This window comes from Fischerella sp. (genome assembly GCF_013388695.1).
In the GTDB taxonomy this organism is placed as follows: Bacteria; Cyanobacteriota; Cyanobacteriia; order Cyanobacteriales; family Nostocaceae; genus PCC9605.
This window is the reverse complement of record NZ_JACAEU010000026.1, coordinates 1-16,905: the sequence shown is the minus strand read 5'-3', so window position 1 is coordinate 16,905 and position 16,905 is coordinate 1. Positions and strand designations below refer to the sequence as shown.

Sequence of the window (16,905 nt, the reverse complement as noted above, 5' to 3'; positions counted from 1 at the left end):
GGAGGCTTGGTGATGATTCAGTTCCGTATTCAGCCAGACAGTGAAATTCCCGCATCTACCCAGCTGTTTAATCAAATTAGGTTTGCGATCGCATCTCGGCAATATCCACCTGGTTACAAATTGCCGAGTACACGGGCGCTGGCAATGCAGACTGGACTGCATCGAAACACTATTAGCAAAGTTTACCGCCAACTGGAGGAAGACGGGCTGGTAGAAAGTCTTGCTGGTTCAGGGATTTATGTCCGCGCCCAAGGCCATGAGGGTGGTAGTAGGCTGCAATCGCCGATTCTTAAAGAACATCCCCAAGCATACAAAATTGTCCAGCAAGCACTGGATGAGTTGCTTTCTCAAGGCTGTTCGCTCAATCAAGCACGAGAAATATTTTTGGCGGAAATTGACTGGCGCTTGCGTTGTAGTGCAAGGGTGTTAGTGACGGTTCCATCTGCTGATATCGGTGCTGGGGAACTAATGGTTTACGAATTGGAACAAACTCTGAAAATACCAGTACAGCTAGTCACGATGGAAGAATTAACTGCTGTGCTTGATAAAACTACCTCTGCTACAGTTGTCACCAGTCGATATTTTATTGGCGATGTAGAAGTAATCGCAGCGCCAAAATCGGTACGCGTCATTCCCCTTGATATCTACGACTACGCCAAAGAAGTAGACCTTCTCAAAAGCCTAGCAAAAGATAGCTGTGTTGGCATAGTTAGTCTTAGTTCTGGCATTGTACGCGCCGCAGAAGTTATCCTCCACGGTTTGCGAGGGGATGAACTACTTGTGATGACTGCACAACCAAAAGATAGTTACAAGCTTCACGCCATCGTCAAGCGGGCACAGCTAATTATCAGCGATCAGGCAAGTTTTACAGCCGTACAAACAGCAGTGCAAATGTTGCAAGAAGACATTATTCGTCCACCCAAGCTAGTTCGCTGCGAGAATTATATTGGTACCACATCGATTAACTTGTTGAAAAGAGAACTAGGTTTGGCTTAATTGTTCTTTGTTGGTTGTTGGTGGATGGTTGGAACAAACACCAAACAACAAACACCAAACAACCAACAACAAATAAATAACCAAAAATCATGACTGTTGAAATGCAACCCTCTATTGATCTAGTGGAAGCGATCAAGCAGCGCCGTGCTGCTAGAGCATTCAAACAATATGGCGGACGTTTCGGTATTGAGCAAGTTTGCTTTGGCGAAAGCTACGGCGAATCTTTCCGACTGAGTTAACTCGCTTGTACTTCTGGCGCAGGAATTTGCAAAAACTCTCGTACCCTCTGCAAGTAAGTTGGTGCGTCTTCCAACATTGGGAAATGAGCGGTATTGGGAATCACGACAAATTCAATATTGTCGTTTAATGCAGCTGCTTGGCGTCCCATATCGGCAGGAATAATCTTGTCATATTCTCCTGACACTAGTAACGAAGGTACTTTCAGTTGAGCGAATTCCTGTGGCATCAATTCAGCAGCCGCTTTGCTAACCGAAGTAAATATTGTGCCTAAAGCAGCATCGTAATCTGCAAGGAGAAAATCTTGTAAGAAAGCGCGACGTTCTTCTGCTGGTATGGGGCGATGCAGAAATCGCGCTATAAACAGCCTATCTACAAATGGTATTTTCTCTAACCACCTGGGACGGAATTTGACAACGTAGCCACCAAATTTATAAAAGGACTCAAATGCTTTTTCGTCGTACTCAAAAACGCCGCTACAGGTTAAAATAGCTTTTTCTACTCGCTCGGGGTAGCGGTTGAGAAACAAAGTACCAATGGAAGCGCCCATCGAATGAGCATGGATATAAGCGCGTTGAATTTGCATTGCATCTAGCAATGCAGCTAAGTCATGGGTGTATTCTTCTAGTTCGTAAGTTAATTCACCAACTGCCTCAGATTCTTCCTGTGGTGAATGGGACTCAATGACAGCTTCACTTGCTTTGGTAACAGCAGTTGGCTTCCCACGGGAACGCCCGAACCCCCGTAAATCATAAAGCAAGCAATCAAATTGTTCTAATAAAGCTGCGGCTGTACTTCGCCAATACCGACCTGAACCAGCCCAACCGTGGATAAAAACCATCGCTGGCTTTGCTTGAGAACCGGATGGTTTTTGTATCCACTCATAATAATGGTCAACGCCACGAACACTAATGTAAGACATCTCCAAGGGGAGGTGGTGAGAAGTAAGGAGAGTAAAGGAGAGCCAGATTTATGCTGACTCTGGCTTGGGTAGGGAAGAAGGATGCATCAGCAGTTCGGCTGTGGAACGCTTTTCCACCATTTCCCGCGTGACTGTACAGCGAGTTACGTCTTTACGAGATGGTAACTCGTACATTACATCCAGCATCAGTTCTTCGACAATGCCTCGCAATGCCCTCGCACCAGTTTTACGGCGGTAGGCTTCTTGGGCGATCGCTCGCAAAGCTTCTGGTTTAAACTCTAGCTGGACGTTGTCCATCTTCAGTAGCTTCTGATACTGCTTCACCAAGGCGCTACGCGGTTGGGTCAATATCGCCATGAGTGCTTCTTCATCCAGCGGATCTACTACCGCCACCATTGGCACGCGCCCAATAAATTCGGGAATCATACCAAATTTTACTAGGTCATCCGGTTCCAAATGGCGGAGAGTATCTGCTGCACGCTTTTCCTTCGATTGACCTTCTCCCGGTTGTACAAAGCCTATTGACTTTTTGCCAGTTCTCTGCTCTACTACTTTTTCTAGCCCAACGAAGGCACCACCACAGATGAACAGGATATTGCTGGTATCAATCTGGATGCAGTCTTGATAGGGGTGCTTGCGCCCACCCTGAGGGGGTACGTTGGCGATCGTCCCTTCTAGCATTTTCAGCAAAGCTTGCTGCACGCCTTCACCAGAAACATCCCGCGTAATCGAGGGGTTTTCACTCTTACGAGCGATTTTGTCGATTTCGTCGATGTAGATAATTCCTCGCTGCGCTTCTTCCACATCCAAGTCTGCTACTTGCAGCAGTCGCAACAAGATATTTTCTACATCTTCACCTACATAGCCAGCTTCCGTCAGGGTGGTGGCATCGGCAACGGCAAAGGGCACATCTAGAATTTTTGCCAAAGTTTGTGCGAGGAGGGTTTTGCCGCAACCTGTAGGGCCAATCAACAGAATATTCGACTTTTGCAGTTCGACGGCGTCTTCGGTTGACCCTTTGCCATTGTTTTTAGACTGAACGATCGCCAGTCGCTTGTAGTGGTTATAAACCGCTACTGACAGCACTTTTTTGGCTTCGTCTTGCCCGATGACGTGTTCGTCTAGATACTTTTTAATCTCTCGCGGTTTGGGGATTTGATTTAACGAGAGACTGGTGGAGCGAGCGCGGCGCTTCTGAGGAGGTTCTGACCGTTGTGTTGGTTGCGACGCAGTACTATTCGTGTCGAGCAACTCTTCATCTAGGATTTCATTACACAAGTCAACGCATTCATCGCAGATATAGACTCCCGGCCCAGCGATTAATTTACGCACCTGCTCTTGAGACTTGCCACAAAACGAACATTTTAAATGGGAGTCGTACTTAGACATACCAGCCTCTTATTTCAGAATGGTGACGTTTTCCCCTGCTGCGGGAAGATTTTGCCTGTAGATGACCCGATCGATCAATCCATAGTTTTTGGCCTCTTCAGCCGACATGAAAAAGTCCCGGTCAGTATCGGCCTCTATTCTTTCTAATGGTTGACCAGTATGCTGTGCTAGTAACTGATTCAACTTCGCTTTGATGTAAAGAATTTCTCTTGCTTGAATTTCTATGTCAATTGCTTGCCCCTGGGCACCACCTAGTGGTTGGTGAATCATGATTCGGGAATCAGGCAAAGACATGCGCTTACCAGCAGTTCCTGCTGCTAGCAAAAACGCCCCCATGCTTGCGGCTAATCCATAACAAATGGTAACGACATCAGGACGAATTTGTTGGATTGTATCATATATTGCCATGCCTGCATATACTGAGCCGCCAGGGGAATTAATGTAAAGCTGAATATCTTTTTCGGAATCTTCAGCGTCTAGGAACAGCAACTGAGCAACGATAGAGTTAGCAATTGTATCGTCTATTGGCGTTCCCAAAAAAATAATTCGCTCTCGCAGCAGGCGGGAGTAGATATCAAAAGCCCGTTCTCCCATGCCAGATTGCTCTACCACCATCGGCACGATGTTGATCGGGCCGTTTTGGGCGCGAATTTCAAATTGACTCAAACTACTGATTGGGTAATTTCCCGACTGCGATACAAGCATACGGATAAATTTCTGACGTTCAATGTAACAGTAGGCAAGACAGCAAAGGCTGCCTGAGATAGCGATTGAATTTTTATTGTAGGTATGTGTTAACCATTATGCCTCATCTAAATTCTTCTCGTGTAAACACAGTATCAAGCCAAGGTGCTCAAGTGCGATGATGTTTATAAGATAAACGTGGGAAATGCAAAATTCACCAACTAAAGGTAGATTTTCAATCAAAATTCCCCTGTAACGTCTTTTAAGTTAGGATATAGCACTCTCAGGGTAATTTCTTCGCCTTTACATTTGTTAGCATTCTGATCAAAAGTCTCGTCTATCCATCAAGTAGGTTAGTCTTAGCAATTGAAACGGCAAGCAGACAAGGCAAAACACACAAAAGCTTGTACGGCGTTTACATCTCTCCAGCTAAATGGGGTCTGCGAATTCTTAATAAATTTCGTTGTCAGTCCAGCCTATCTCCCCAAATAATACCAATTCCCTTTAACTGTGAAACATAGGGAGTAGGGAGTACTTACAAAGGGGGGCTATAGAGAATCATCTGTCTCAAACATTTAGAGAAATGGTATAAATTAATGTTTGGGAAAACCATGCCTAAAGCTGTAGTTGGAGTCATCCTGCGGTGGCAAGCTAGGAAATGCGAACCAAGAATTCTTATAAGGGCAGGTTTGCAAACCTGCCCCTACTTTTGAATATCTATTGTGCTTCTGCTGAGGCTGTCTCCTCTGTTGGAGACTCACCATCTGTGGTGGTTTGTTCCTGAGTTTTGGGTGTAGTTTCTTGAGCAACTTCCTCTTGAGTACTCAACGAACCTTCGGGCACTAGTTCAACCGTTGCATGTTCCAAGAGCCAATCAATGGTTTTTTCAGTCAACAGTTCGTCTTTGACAACTTCTTGCAACCTATCCTCGTCAACGTCTTGTCCAGAGTACTGTTCCATGAGTTCTTTGACTCTGGCTGCGATTTCTTCATCACTCACTTGAATGGATTCGCGTTTGCCGATTTCTTCAAGGGCAAGCGATCGCTTCAGGCGATCGATTGCTTCATCGCGAGAACGCTGCCGTAATTGCGGAATTATATCAGCAGTAAAAAATTTCTTGACATCCAACCCTTGCTGTGACAATCGAATAGCTGTTTGTGTCAGCATGTTATCGACTTCCCGCTCAATCATCGTTTCTGGCAAGTCAATTTCCACATGCTTGAGCAGTTCTTTCAACAAGGCTTCCTGCTTGTTGTCTTTGGTTTTCTGTTCAGCTTCTTTTTGAAATCTATCTTCTAAAGAAGTACGCAATTCCGCCAAAGTTTGGTGTTCGCTGACTTCTTGAGCAAAGTCATCATTCAATTCTGGCAGTTCTTTTTCCTTGAGTTCTTTCAGCGTTACCGTAAAAATAGCTGGTTTTCCAGCTAAATCTTCATTGGGATAGGGATCGGGAAAAGTTGCGGAAATTTCCTTGGTTTCTGCGGGATTCATCCCCACAATCCCCGTGACAAAACCGGGAATAAATTTATCTTCCTGTAACTCTACTTGAAAATCAGTTGCCTCCCCACCAGGAATGGCTTGGGGTTCTGTCGCTTCGTCTTCGCCTTCAGCTTTTGCTAGCACACCTTTAAAATCAACTACGGCAATATCGCCTAACTGTGCTGCCCGTCCTTCTACCGGAATTAACGTCGCCATTTGCTGACGTTCATTTTCCAAGACTTGATCCACTCGTTGTGGGTCGTACTTAATTTCTTCAGCTTTGATTGCCAACCCCGTATACTGGTTGAGAGTTACTTCTGGTGGCACATCGACGCTCGCAGAAAAAGTCAAGGGTTTACCTGGTTCATAATTATTAATCAAGTCATCAAACGATGAGCGTAATTGCGGTTGCCCAATCGCCTTGATGTCTTCTTGTTTTACAGCTTCTGTGATGCCATCCTGAATGAGTTCTTCCACCGCTGCTGCCTTAATGCGAGTTATCCCTAGGCGCTGTAGCAATATCTGCCGTGGCACTTTGCCTTTGCGAAACCCAGGAATATTGGCAGAACGAGTTAGGTTTTGAATGACTTGTTCGTAAGTTTGCTTGGTCTTTTCCGGCGTAATCTCTATTTCCAGACCGATTTGACTGGAGGGGAGTTTTTCCTGGGTAACTTTCATGCTTAATCTCTATTGCTTTCTGCTACTATTTTTTTACTTCTTGCTTGTACAACAGACGCGATCTGTCGCTTCTGGTGGGTTTTTCCTGGTAGGGACGGGAATATACCCACAAAACTTCATCAGCTTTTCGGATGGGTGTTCGTGAACAGAGATCCAGTTTACTGCCAATACGAAAGCTCTTGACACTTTAGCGCAAATAAGTTTATGTATCTAACCTCCTCATTGGTTTTTTCCAACAGAACTGACTGCGTGATATCCTGGTTCTCAACCAGTCGTTTTAATTTGCAATTGCTCTTGCACTATATAAGCTCAGTTGCTTGATGGAGGGGAGCAGATTTGTTATTGCTTCGCTCCTCCTGTCTGAGTAAACCATTTCGTTTGTTGCCTTGCTGGCTTTAATCCATTTGGATCATAGTACATCCATTCTTCTAAGAGCCTTTCTCTATTGATGACCCCCTTTTGTTCAGTTCAGATGTCACTGCCAGTCTTTTGTCGCCATCTGGCGATTTGCTGTATAATATATAATCTATAAATTTGCCAAGAAATTAATAGTTAATTGTTGTAAACTGCGAGATCAATTTTTTAATACCAAAAGAATAAATGTATTAAGTTAAAAATAAACTTTATTAATGAAAATATTAAAATCTGCAAATTTATTGAAAACCTGCTTTTGCCATTTGCATATGCATCAATCGTGAATTTTGATCAAAAATTATTTGCACAAAAACCTTGAAGGAGGAAGCTAGTTTGTCTAATTCCTATCGTGTAGCTATTTTGGGAGCGACTGGTGCCGTTGGCAGGGAGTTGCTGGAATTATTAGAAATTCGAAATTTTCCAATATCAGATTTAAAGTTGCTAGCCTCAGAACGCAGTGCCGGACAAAGACTGCCGTTTAAAGGGGAAAATTTCTTGGTAGAGTCAGTTAGTGATGCGATGTTTGAAAATGTGGATCTAGTACTGGCAAGTGCAGGAGGTTCCACATCTAAAACTTGGGCATCAATAGCAACAGAAAAAGGAGCAGTGGTAATTGATAACTCCAGTGCTTTTCGGATGAATCCGGAAGTTCCTTTAGTAGTTCCAGAGGTGAATCCCCAAGCCGCAGCAAATCACAAAGGTATCATTGCCAATCCCAACTGCACTACAATTTTGATGACAGTAGCAGTTTGGCCGTTGCACCAAATTAAACCTGTAAAACGCATTGTTGCCGCAACCTATCAATCTGCAAGTGGTGCGGGTGCGAAAGCAATGGAAGAAGTAAAAACCCAAGCCAGAGCTATTCTAGAAGGCAAGCAACCAACTGCTGAAGTATTTCCTTACACCTTGGCATTTAATTTGTTTCCGCATAATTCCCCATTAAACGATTGGGGATACTGCGAAGAAGAAATGAAAATGGTCAACGAAACGCGGAAAATTTTTGGCGATCAACAGATAAGAATTTCTGCAACTTGTGTACGGGTTCCCGTACTCCGCGCTCACTCAGAAGCAATTAATCTAGAATTTGATACACCGTTTAGTCCCGAAGAAGCCAGAGAAATTTTAAGGAAATCTCCTGGAGTGAAATTGGTAGAAGATTGGCAGAAAAATTATTTTCCTATGCCAATGGAAGCAACAGGTCGGGATGAAGTTTTAGTAGGCAGAATTCGTCAGGATATTTCTCATCCTTGCGGTTTAGAACTGTGGTTATGTGGCGATCAAATCCGCAAAGGTGCTGCATTGAATGCTGTACAAATTGCCGAATTATTAGTAGAAAAAAATCTTTTGAAACCAAAGGCGTCATTGGTTGGTGGATAGTAGTTAGTGGTTAGTAGAACAATTTCCTACTAACTACTATCTACTAACACATTACCCTTGAAACTAATTTACAAATAGGTTATTACAATATAGAACCACCAAAACACAAAAAACAAAAAATTAGGAGTGAAAAAGGGTGGTAAATTTTGGTAGAGTTTTAACTGCAATGATTACGCCGTTTAAAGAAGACGGTAGTGTCAATTATGATGTAGCAGCAAAACTAGCTGCACATCTAGCAAACAACGGTACGGATACAGTGTTGGTTTGTGGGACGACAGGAGAATCTCCTACCTTAAGCTGGGAGGAAGAATATCAGTTATTTTCTGTCGTGTTAGAAGCGGTGGCAGGCAAAGCACTTGTGATGGCAGGATGCGGTTCCAATTCCACCAAAGAAGCGATCGCCGCCACTCAAAAAGCAGCTAAAATAGGAGTACATGGTGCTTTACAAGTTGTTCCGTACTATAACAAGCCACCCCAGGAAGGACTTTACCAACATTTTCAAGCCATCGCCCAAGCTTCTGGTGACTTTCCCATATTGTTATACAACGTGCCGGGTCGTACAGGTCAAAACCTCAGTCCCGAGACTGTTGCCCGGTTAGCTGAAATTAAAAACATTGTTGGTATCAAAGAAGCAAGTGGAAATTTAGATCAAGCGAGTGAAATTCGTCGCTTGACACCACAAGAATTTCAGATTTACTCTGGAGATGATTCTTTAACCTTGCCATTATTAGCAGTTGGGGCCAAAGGTGTAGTTAGTGTTGCTTCTCATCTGGTGGGTAACGAACTACAACAGATGATTCAAGCCTTTAGTTCAGGTGAAATTTCAGTCGCTACCGACATTCATCTGCGGCTTTTCCCATTATTTAAAGCTTTGTTTGTGACAACGAACCCAATTCCAGTCAAGAAAGCATTACAGCATCAAGGCTGGCAGGTTGGTTCAACTCGTCCGCCGCTATGTGAAGCTGACGCAAAAGTCACTCAACACTTAGAGGTGGTGATGAAAGAACTTCATTTACTTTAGTTAGGAACTAGAAGATAGGACACTTTTGTAGTCAAACACAGCTAAACATACATAAGAAAAATTCTAAGTAATTTTGACAATGTAACAGGTAAGTACCCTGTGCTACGACAAAGAAATTACTAATAAGTTCTTGTTGTGTAAATTTTATTTTATTGAACATATCGAAACAATAGAAAATCTCATAAAAGCTGGACTACTTTCTCAAAGATCTTTATAGACAGAAATTTTCAACTGTCTTAACAGATCTCTCAAATTTCAAAAATTTAACGACAAACAACAATCTCAGGAGAAAATGGCTAAAAACGAAATTAATTCCGCCCTAAAAATTATTCCGTTGGGCGGCTTGCATGAAATTGGTAAAAATACTTGTGTATTTGAGTATGAAGATGAAATTATCTTGCTAGATGCAGGATTGGCATTTCCTACGGATGGAATGCATGGAGTCAACATTGTCCTTCCGGACATGACTTATGTGCGGGAAAATCGCCATAAAATTAAAGGTATGATTGTCACCCACGGTCACGAAGACCATATCGGTGGGATTGCTTTTCACCTCAAGCAATTTGAAATTCCCGTGATTTACGGGCCTAGGCTAGCAATGGCAATGCTAGAGGGCAAATTAGAAGAGGCGGGAGTGCGCGATCGCACAGAATTAAGAAGTGTCCTTCCCCGCGATGTGGTGCGAATTGGCAAACACTTCTTTGTGGAATATATTCGCAACACTCACTCCATCGCCGATAGTTTCACCGTCGCCATCCATACCCCACTCGGCGTAATTATCCACACCGGAGATTTTAAATTTGACCATACCCCTGTAGATGGCGAACATTTTGACTTACAACGCCTAGCCGAACACGGTGAAAAAGGCATTTTGTGCTTGATGAGTGATTCGACAAACTCAGAAGTACCCGGATTCACACCTTCAGAACGTTCAGTTTATCCCAATATGGAACGGGTTTTTACTCAAGCCTCTGGGCGACTGTTCGTAACCACCTTTGCTTCTAGCGTGCATCGTATCAATATTATTTTGCAGTTAGCGCAAAAGTATAATCGTGTTGTCTCGGTTGTTGGGCGTTCGATGCTGAATTTGATTGCCCATGCCCGCAATCTCGGTTATATCAAGTGTAATGACGACTTACTTCAGCCGTTGCACGCTATCCGGAATTTGCCAGATGAAAACGTGCTGATTTTGACAACTGGTTCCCAAGGCGAACCGATGTCAGCCCTGACGCGCATTGCCAACAAAGAACACCCCCATATCAGAATTCGCCAAGGAGATACAGTAGTATTCTCAGCTAACCCGATTCCTGGGAATACCATTGCTGTGGTCAACGTCATCGATAAATTGATGATGCAAGGTGCGAATGTCGTCTATGGTCGAGACAAAGGCATCCACGTCTCAGGCCACGGCTGCCAGGAAGACCAAAAGCTGATGTTGGCGTTGACTCGACCCAAGTTTTTCTTGCCTGTTCACGGCGAACATCGGATGCTAGTTAAGCACTCCCAGACAGCCCAGAGTATGGGTATTCCGGCTGAGAACATGGTAATTATACAGAATGGCGATGTTATAGAATTGACAGAAGAATCAATTCGCGTCGCAGGGAAAGTACCATCTGGTCTGGAACTGGTAGATACTTCCGGTTCTGGTATGGTCAGTGCCAAAGTTTTGCAAGAACGGCAAAAGATGGCAGAGGAAGGCATTGTCACCATTGCAGCAGCAATTGATTGGAGTGGCAAGCTGATGGCTAAACCAGAAATTCACCTGCGGGGTGTAGTAACGAGCATTGAGCGATCGCTCCTGCAAAAGTGGGTACAACAGCGGATAGAAGAAATTCTGGGTGTGCGCTGGTCAGAATTTGCCCAAGGTTTTGAGAGCGACCAACCAGAGGTAGACTGGGGTGGATTGCAAGAAGTGCTAGAGCGGGAAATGGCGCGTTCAATCCGTCGCGAATTGCAATGTCAGCCAACCGTGACATTGTTGATGCAAATTCCTGATGAGCCACCTGTGAAAGTTTCTGACGGCAGAAGGCGGCGTACTCGTACGGCTGCTCAGGTAGCATCTTAGGGAATTAGAAATATGAATAGTAGTGGCGTGACCAGACTAATTTAGTGCATAAATATAAATCTTGTGGTGTGGACATCCTGTCCGGACCGGACGGGCTAGAAGCCCATCCCACAAGAAAGCTATAATGCAACATTTTAGCCTTGCCACGCCAGTAGGGTGTGTTAGCGCCAGCTAACGCACCAGAATATTGAATTGCGGTGCGTTACGGACTGTCGTCCTAACGCACCCTACTTTTTTGCAGGAAGAATAAAAAGGTAAACCAACAGTAAAGGTAATTAACAATCCGGTGGTTATTGTTAAGGTTTTGTAAAACAGGGGTTTGAAGATAGGCTGGTTGCCGGTGGGCAAATGTTCGCAAGGCACAATTGAGCGTACATTTGGATAAAGCAAGCACAGTAGAATTACCTGAATTGCTAAGCCTGTTACTGCAATTGGAGCCATTGCCCGCATAAAATTCAGGTATCGGATGCCTGAGAAGGAGCCAATCAGGATGTTTTGAGGATTACCGCTCAAAGTGGCAACAGAACCAATATTAGTTGCTCCTGCGATCGCCAATAAATAAGGTATGGGATTCAATCTCAAGGCTTGAGTCAGGCTCAAGGTCAATGGTGTAAAAATTAGCGCCAAGGTGTCATTGAGAAAAAAGGCGGAAAGAATGCCACTGCCAAAGGTTAACGCCACTAATAAGCCCAAGGGGCTACGAGTAAAACGCAAAAGCAGCGACAGCGCTTGCGGGAAAAACCCTGCATAGGAGAGGTTGGCGTTAACCACCATCATGCTTAACAAAAATACAATCGTGGTGGCATCAATCGCATCCCATGCCTCCTGTAAATTTAGTACACCCAGAGCAATCAAAAAAGCAGACCCTACTAAGGCGATCGTGGCACGGTTCATGCGTAAACCAGGCAGATAGCCCAATGCCAAACCCAGATAGGTCAGTCCCAAAACTCCATAGATGGCAAATTTGTAAATATTTGGTAACATCTTTAGTTGGTCATTCGTCGTTGTTTAGCCAGAAATCACAAAAGATAAAGAATGACCTCTAAGTAGAAAGTATTAAATTTAACTAATACTGTGCCCACTAGCAACCTTAGTTATAAATTTTCTGCAAAAAAAGTTTGTAAATGTTACATTAATATCTGTCCAAAGGCAGATGTCTTTATTAAAATTTAAACTACGTCAAGTTATGAACAAGATACTACTATCACACTTCCGATTCCAGGGAAATTGCGATTAACTTGACGTATTAATTAAGTAGGTTCTGATCAAAGTGGCTACTTAAAGACAAGACAGCATCTCTGTCAGGACAAGAATCTTCCGGGAAATGCCGTTGTTGGGTTGTATATCTTCACCGGAGTGGTGAAGACCCTCAAAGAAAAAGAGGAGTAAATGATGAAGGTATTCGATAATACCACAAAAAAGATTTTTTTTGCTAGCTGGGTATCGCTAAATCCAACCGAAGCTAGTCACGCTAATGTCATTCAGCTGGGTCGTCCAGTATCCAAGCTTCATATTGATATTCTCCAGCCTTTGCGTCACTGGCTAGACCGCGTTCAAGTCCGCGATCGCCAACTAGCACACCGATTGTGCCAATACATTCCTGCTCAGTGTCCCTTTGAGCGCGATCTAAAGTTATTTGGTAAAACCTTGTTGCACATACCCCCAATGTGCAAGCTCAACCCCTTGTACGAAGAAGTAGTGAGCTTGCGTTTCCGAGCGCTGTGCTATCTAGCCGATGAATGCGGTGAGGATGTATCGCAGTATTGTTAGTAGATAGTAGATAGTAGTTAGTAGATAATAGGTAATCGCTAACTACTAACCACTAACCACTAACTACTAACCACTAACCACTAACTCTATTGACTTTGCCACTTTTGGAGTTCTTGCTGAGCTTTGTTGTATGCAGATGTCCCTTCTGGAACTAAAGCAGCTGTTTGTATTGCTGCTTTGAATTGTCCTCTAGAGGCACGACGCATAGCAAGCTTTAAAATTGTTTCACTCCATTGATTCATCGATTTTTGAGCTTCCTCAAAGCCTGGTTCTCCTGGTGAAACTTTTTTAGCAACTTCGATAGCGCGGTTATAGGTAGACGCCTGTCTTGGTTGAATTAAAGCATTAGCAGCATCTAAAAGAGTTTTGTTAGCCATATACTGCTTTGCTTGTAGCCGCCACTGGTTGATAGCCGTTTGTGCTTGTGAATAAATTGCCTGATCTGGGCTAATTAACTCGGCAGCAGCTATTGCTTTAGCATATTTTCTTTGGTTGGCACGACTTTGAGCTAGATTTAAGATCATGCTGCTCCAAATCTGAATGTTTGTTTGTGCTTGTTCGTATTGTGGTTCACCAGGTTTAACATTTCGGGCTTTAGCGATCGCTACGCTGAGATCGCTAGCCTGGTTTGGTCTGAGGGACATTTTCGCCAAGTCCGATATGGCTTGGTCACGCTTAATTGACTGAGAATCAAGGGCTGTTGGCGAGATTGCTTGACTTTTTTGTAAAGATGGTAGAATTGGTGGTAAATTCTCAATTATCTTAGTGTTACGAGTAGTATTAGTAACACTACTACGAGTCATTTCTTTAGGTGATACAGGAAGTATCTCTGTTTCGACATCATCATTAGCTGTTTTGGATGAAGTTGAGAACACCTCCACAGTTGTTTTAAAACCTGCTTGGTTGCGGAAATAAACTACTCCAAACAAGCCCAGAACTATTGTCGTACCTGCACCCCATAACATTAATGGTTTCCAAAATGAGGAGGTGTTTGCTGTCGCCGCCCCTTTGTTTTCCGAGTTATTTGTTATAGCTGCGGTGGGGAGTGGGGAGTTGGAACCCGCCCACGGCGCAGCCTCCCCTACTCCTCCTCCTCCTGTACCCCACCTAATCGTGTCTGTTATGATTCTGTCAGCATTAGGGTCTAGTGAAGGCGTTGAAAGGGCAGCAGCGAAAATTTCTTCAGAAGCAATTGTGGCTGTATCTTCTATTGACGGCAAGATTCCTTGCTGCCTAGAGGGAATAACAGTAACAGGATTTTGTGTAGGACGCCAGTAGTGTTGACATAGTTCTGGTGTGCGGAGGCTCAGGTATCTTTCTAGATCCTCTAAAGTGTTACCATTGCCAGACCGTAAAGCTTCTAATACTGCTGCTGTAAAAAATCCGTGACCGAGTTCGCTACTTTCGTGGGAAAATTGTTCCGGTTGACAAGACAGAATTGTGGGAATTTGGAATTCTTGAGCTAGTTCAACTGTTTCTTGCCCAACGAGAGCATTTGCTTGGGTTGCAAAAGCACGGTTGATATCAAGCAATAATAATGCATCAAGTCCAGCAATTTGCAGACTTTGCATCAGTGCTCTTAATTCTATGCCAGTTTCCTCTATGCGTTCGGGGTTTCCTTCTTGTGGCATTAAGTAATCTTGTCCATTGTGGTTGACGCCATAACCGCTAAAGAAAAACCACAGTCGGTCTTGAGGTTGCCAACATGCTGCTGCTAAATCTTCCAGTAAAAGCAGAATGTTTTCTTTTGTAGGGTAAGTTGATCTGTCACCAAGAGGTGGTGAAGTGTCTGTCATTAACAGACACTGTTGCTGCAAAAAACCTGCTTCTACTACTAAAAAATCCTTTAACGCCTCGGCATCGGCTTGAGCACACCCTAAAGGTTGAAAGAACTGATATTGATTTATGCCAATGGCGATCGCCCAGTTATTTGCCATCGCGCTTTCTGCCGGTTATTTTTTGCTTACTTGAAATCGCGGTTGGCTTTGCTGAAAAAACAAAGCTAACCTATGTCTTATGGCCCAGGTGGTCATCATCTCATTCATAGATGAAATGTAATTTTTATTACTTGCTTAACCAAGAAAATACGTTCATAGGATTTAACTTCATTTTTCATAGTGAGGAGTATATAGGTCATGAGGAGTTGCTGTCATCAATCATCAAGCAGATTTTCTTGGGTAAATCAAAATTTTCTCAAGAGTTTCATTCAACTTATGCCATCAAAGGCCAATAAGATCCGGATAGGTCATGCAGTAGTTTTGCTGGGTGCAGCAGTTCCTATGTGGCTTTTGTGTGAAGCGATCGCACCCCAGACTGTGCAAGCTTACACCGCCAGAGTTGACCTCGCTATTGACCGCCTGCCAGAAGAAAACTACGAAACCCTAATGCAAAGAGCAGAAGCAGCAGCAAGAGCAGCGGCTCAACGCAGTTTTGACCAAGATATCTTGGTGACAGATGTTTCCATCTATATTTCCGTACAAAATCAGGGAGCGATCGCACCAGTTTTAGAGTTAGCAGTTAGTCGGCAACAATGGCGCAATCGTCCCGATCCGCGACGTTGGGCAAAATATTTCAAAACAGCGCGATCGCTTCTATATTTTGGAGAAAATTTCAAAACCCCCACTACTACCCAACCACCAGCTAACAACCAACAACAAACAACCACCAACCAACAACCAACACAGACGCGTTAATGGCTTAGAATAATAAGGTTGTCAAAAATTGCGTTATCCGCTACTATGGCTGTTCCAAAGAAGAAAACATCTAAATCTAAACGCGATAAACGTAGAGCTACCTGGAGGCACAAAGCCGCTGTTGAAGCCCAAAAAGCTCTTTCTCTCGGCAAGTCGATTTTGACTGGACGTTCTACATTTGTTTACCCAACTGCTGAAGAAGAGGAAGAAGAGGAATAATAATTCCAGAGTCCATAGTCAAGAGTCCAGAGTCAATAGTCCATAGTCAAGAGTTTTTAACTAGTGACTATTGACAATTGACCATTGACTATTCATTACCTATGACCGATTACCGAAAAGCATATAAAAACTAAAGTGTCTTTTTAAGAAGACTTATTTTTCTGGTGACTATGCTAGGAAAATTTTTTCAAAAGCCGACGCAGGAAGAGGGCGATCGCGTTCCACCCGGTCAACATTTGGCTAAGGGCTTTCCTGTTTTAACTTATGGTGCAACTCCCCAAGTCAGCACAAGTGAATGGGAATTTCGCGTCTGGGGTTTGGTACAACCCAAGACTTTTAGTTGGTCAGACTTCATGGCTTTACCTCAGCACGAATTTACTGCTGACTTTCACTGTGTAACCCGCTGGTCTAAACTCGATGTCAAGTGGACTGGGATTAAAGTGACAGACTTTATGAAACTAATTGAAGTCGATCCGAAAGCAGCCCACGTTATGGAACACTGCTACGGCGGCTACACTACCAATATTTCAATGGAAGATTTTCTTAGAGAAGAAAATTTCTTTGCCTTTAAATTATTTGGTGAACCGTTACCCGCAGAACATGGCGGGCCAATGCGGCTGGTGGTTCCCCACCTTTATGCTTGGAAAAGTGCCAAGTGGATTAACGGCCTGGAGTTTCTTCAGCGCGAAGAACTTGGTTTTTGGGAACGCAATGGCTACCATCGCCGGGGCGAACCTTGGGCGGAGGAACGTTATAGCAGTTTTTAAGTTTTCCCCAATAGCAAGTATGTAGTAGGGTGAGCTTTGCTAGCCCTTTGGTGGTGTAATCCTAAACAATAAGTCTTCTTCGTGTCTTGGTGTCTTTGTGGTGAAAAAATAAATTTTATTTAACCACCAAGACACTAAGACACCAAGTCGAATCAGGAAAAATCAGGTAATGAAAGCATATTTTTCACCCACCT

At 43.7% G+C, this 16,905-nt stretch carries 14 protein-coding genes and 1 pseudogene; 9 read left to right on the top strand and 6 right to left on the bottom strand.

From position 1 onward, the window contains the following. Positions 1–12: 12 nt before the first annotated feature. Both HXY43_RS04395 and HXY43_RS04390 read left to right on the top strand, forming a co-directional pair. The gene (locus tag HXY43_RS04395; RefSeq protein ID WP_290880458.1) at positions 13–996 is read left to right on the top strand and encodes a GntR family transcriptional regulator; all 984 of its coding nucleotides are present in this window, start codon (positions 13–15) and stop codon (positions 994–996) included. An 89-nt stretch (positions 997–1,085) separates the two neighbouring features. After that, on the top strand, positions 1,086–1,235 hold the full coding sequence (locus HXY43_RS04390) for a hypothetical protein (RefSeq protein WP_290880451.1): 150 nt from the start codon (positions 1,086–1,088) through the stop codon (positions 1,233–1,235). Here the strand turns inward: HXY43_RS04390 and HXY43_RS04385 are convergent. The 4 genes from HXY43_RS04385 to tig form a co-directional block, all read right to left on the bottom strand. Next, the gene (locus HXY43_RS04385; protein WP_290880448.1) at positions 1,232–2,155 is read right to left on the bottom strand and encodes an alpha/beta hydrolase; all 924 of its coding nucleotides are present in this window, start codon (positions 2,153–2,155) and stop codon (positions 1,232–1,234) included. The two genes, HXY43_RS04390 and HXY43_RS04385, sit on opposite strands and share 4 nt — an antisense overlap. A 48-nt stretch (positions 2,156–2,203) precedes the next feature. After that, positions 2,204–3,544 (bottom strand): ATP-dependent protease ATP-binding subunit ClpX, encoded by a 1,341-nt coding sequence (gene clpX, locus HXY43_RS04380; protein WP_026733521.1) that lies wholly within the window; start codon positions 3,542–3,544, stop codon positions 2,204–2,206. Between the two features lie 9 nt (positions 3,545–3,553). Continuing rightward, positions 3,554–4,249 (bottom strand): ATP-dependent Clp endopeptidase proteolytic subunit ClpP, encoded by a 696-nt coding sequence (gene clpP / locus HXY43_RS04375; protein WP_290880445.1) that lies wholly within the window; start codon positions 4,247–4,249, stop codon positions 3,554–3,556. Between the two features lie 696 nt (positions 4,250–4,945). After that, a complete protein-coding gene (gene tig, locus HXY43_RS04370) occupies positions 4,946–6,385 on the bottom strand; it encodes a trigger factor (protein ID WP_290880443.1) in 1,440 nt (479 codons plus the stop codon). A gap of 747 nt (positions 6,386–7,132) precedes the next feature. Between tig and HXY43_RS04365 the strand changes: the two genes are divergently transcribed. The 3 genes from HXY43_RS04365 (at position 7,133) to HXY43_RS04355 (ending at position 11,262) form a co-directional block, all read left to right on the top strand. Continuing rightward, on the top strand, positions 7,133–8,176 hold the full coding sequence (locus tag HXY43_RS04365; RefSeq protein WP_290880440.1) for an aspartate-semialdehyde dehydrogenase: 1,044 nt from the start codon (positions 7,133–7,135) through the stop codon (positions 8,174–8,176). 136 nt (positions 8,177–8,312) lie between these two features. Next, positions 8,313–9,197, top strand: coding sequence for a 4-hydroxy-tetrahydrodipicolinate synthase (dapA, locus tag HXY43_RS04360; RefSeq protein WP_290880438.1), 885 nt, complete (start codon positions 8,313–8,315; stop codon positions 9,195–9,197). 292 nt (positions 9,198–9,489) lie between these two features. Then, positions 9,490–11,262, top strand: coding sequence for a ribonuclease J (locus tag HXY43_RS04355; RefSeq protein ID WP_290880435.1), 1,773 nt, complete (start codon positions 9,490–9,492; stop codon positions 11,260–11,262). Between the two features lie 252 nt (positions 11,263–11,514). Here the strand turns inward: HXY43_RS04355 and HXY43_RS04350 are convergent. Further along, positions 11,515–12,246 (bottom strand): annotated as a pseudogene (locus HXY43_RS04350) (SLC13 family permease); the annotation flags it as partial. A 408-nt stretch (positions 12,247–12,654) separates the two neighbouring features. Between HXY43_RS04350 and HXY43_RS04345 the strand changes: the two are divergent. Next, positions 12,655–13,032, top strand: a complete 378-nt coding sequence (locus HXY43_RS04345) for a Mo-dependent nitrogenase C-terminal domain-containing protein (RefSeq protein WP_290880542.1) — start codon at positions 12,655–12,657, stop codon at positions 13,030–13,032. A gap of 86 nt (positions 13,033–13,118) precedes the next feature. Here HXY43_RS04345 and HXY43_RS04340 read toward each other — a convergent pair whose 3' ends face one another. After that, positions 13,119–14,969, bottom strand: a complete 1,851-nt coding sequence (locus tag HXY43_RS04340; protein WP_290880433.1) for a caspase family protein — start codon at positions 14,967–14,969, stop codon at positions 13,119–13,121. Between the two features lie 276 nt (positions 14,970–15,245). Here HXY43_RS04340 and HXY43_RS04335 point away from each other — a divergent pair, with 276 nt between their 5' ends. The 3 genes from HXY43_RS04335 (at position 15,246) to HXY43_RS04325 (ending at position 16,711) form a co-directional block, all read left to right on the top strand. Then, the gene (locus tag HXY43_RS04335) at positions 15,246–15,725 is read left to right on the top strand and encodes a hypothetical protein (RefSeq protein ID WP_290880430.1); all 480 of its coding nucleotides are present in this window, start codon (positions 15,246–15,248) and stop codon (positions 15,723–15,725) included. Between the two features lie 45 nt (positions 15,726–15,770). Continuing rightward, positions 15,771–15,944 carry a 50S ribosomal protein L32 gene (rpmF, locus tag HXY43_RS04330; RefSeq protein WP_026733530.1) on the top strand — a complete coding sequence of 58 codons (174 nt, stop codon included), beginning with the start codon at positions 15,771–15,773 and terminating at the stop codon, positions 15,942–15,944. A gap of 170 nt (positions 15,945–16,114) precedes the next feature. Further along, positions 16,115–16,711: a sulfite oxidase-like oxidoreductase gene (locus HXY43_RS04325; RefSeq protein WP_290880426.1), complete on the top strand. Its 597-nt coding sequence runs from the start codon at positions 16,115–16,117 to the stop codon at positions 16,709–16,711. Positions 16,712–16,905: the final 194 nt, after the last annotated feature.

Coding starts and splice junctions, on each gene's coding strand:
- clpX (WP_026733521.1), bottom strand. CDS start 3,544: ATGTCTAAGTACGACTCCCATTTAAAATGTTCGTTTTGTGGCAAGTCT.
- HXY43_RS04390 (WP_290880451.1), top strand. CDS start 1,086: ATGACTGTTGAAATGCAACCCTCTATTGATCTAGTGGAAGCGATCAAG.
- clpP (WP_290880445.1), bottom strand. CDS start 4,249: ATGCTTGTATCGCAGTCGGGAAATTACCCAATCAGTAGTTTGAGTCAA.
- HXY43_RS04385 (WP_290880448.1), bottom strand. CDS start 2,155: ATGTCTTACATTAGTGTTCGTGGCGTTGACCATTATTATGAGTGGATA.
- HXY43_RS04395 (WP_290880458.1), top strand. CDS start 13: ATGATTCAGTTCCGTATTCAGCCAGACAGTGAAATTCCCGCATCTACC.
- HXY43_RS04340 (WP_290880433.1), bottom strand. CDS start 14,969: ATGGCAAATAACTGGGCGATCGCCATTGGCATAAATCAATATCAGTTC.
- HXY43_RS04355 (WP_290880435.1), top strand. CDS start 9,490: ATGGCTAAAAACGAAATTAATTCCGCCCTAAAAATTATTCCGTTGGGC.
- rpmF (WP_026733530.1), top strand. CDS start 15,771: ATGGCTGTTCCAAAGAAGAAAACATCTAAATCTAAACGCGATAAACGT.
- HXY43_RS04335 (WP_290880430.1), top strand. CDS start 15,246: ATGCCATCAAAGGCCAATAAGATCCGGATAGGTCATGCAGTAGTTTTG.
- tig (WP_290880443.1), bottom strand. CDS start 6,385: ATGAAAGTTACCCAGGAAAAACTCCCCTCCAGTCAAATCGGTCTGGAA.
- HXY43_RS04325 (WP_290880426.1), top strand. CDS start 16,115: ATGCTAGGAAAATTTTTTCAAAAGCCGACGCAGGAAGAGGGCGATCGC.
- HXY43_RS04345 (WP_290880542.1), top strand. CDS start 12,655: ATGAAGGTATTCGATAATACCACAAAAAAGATTTTTTTTGCTAGCTGG.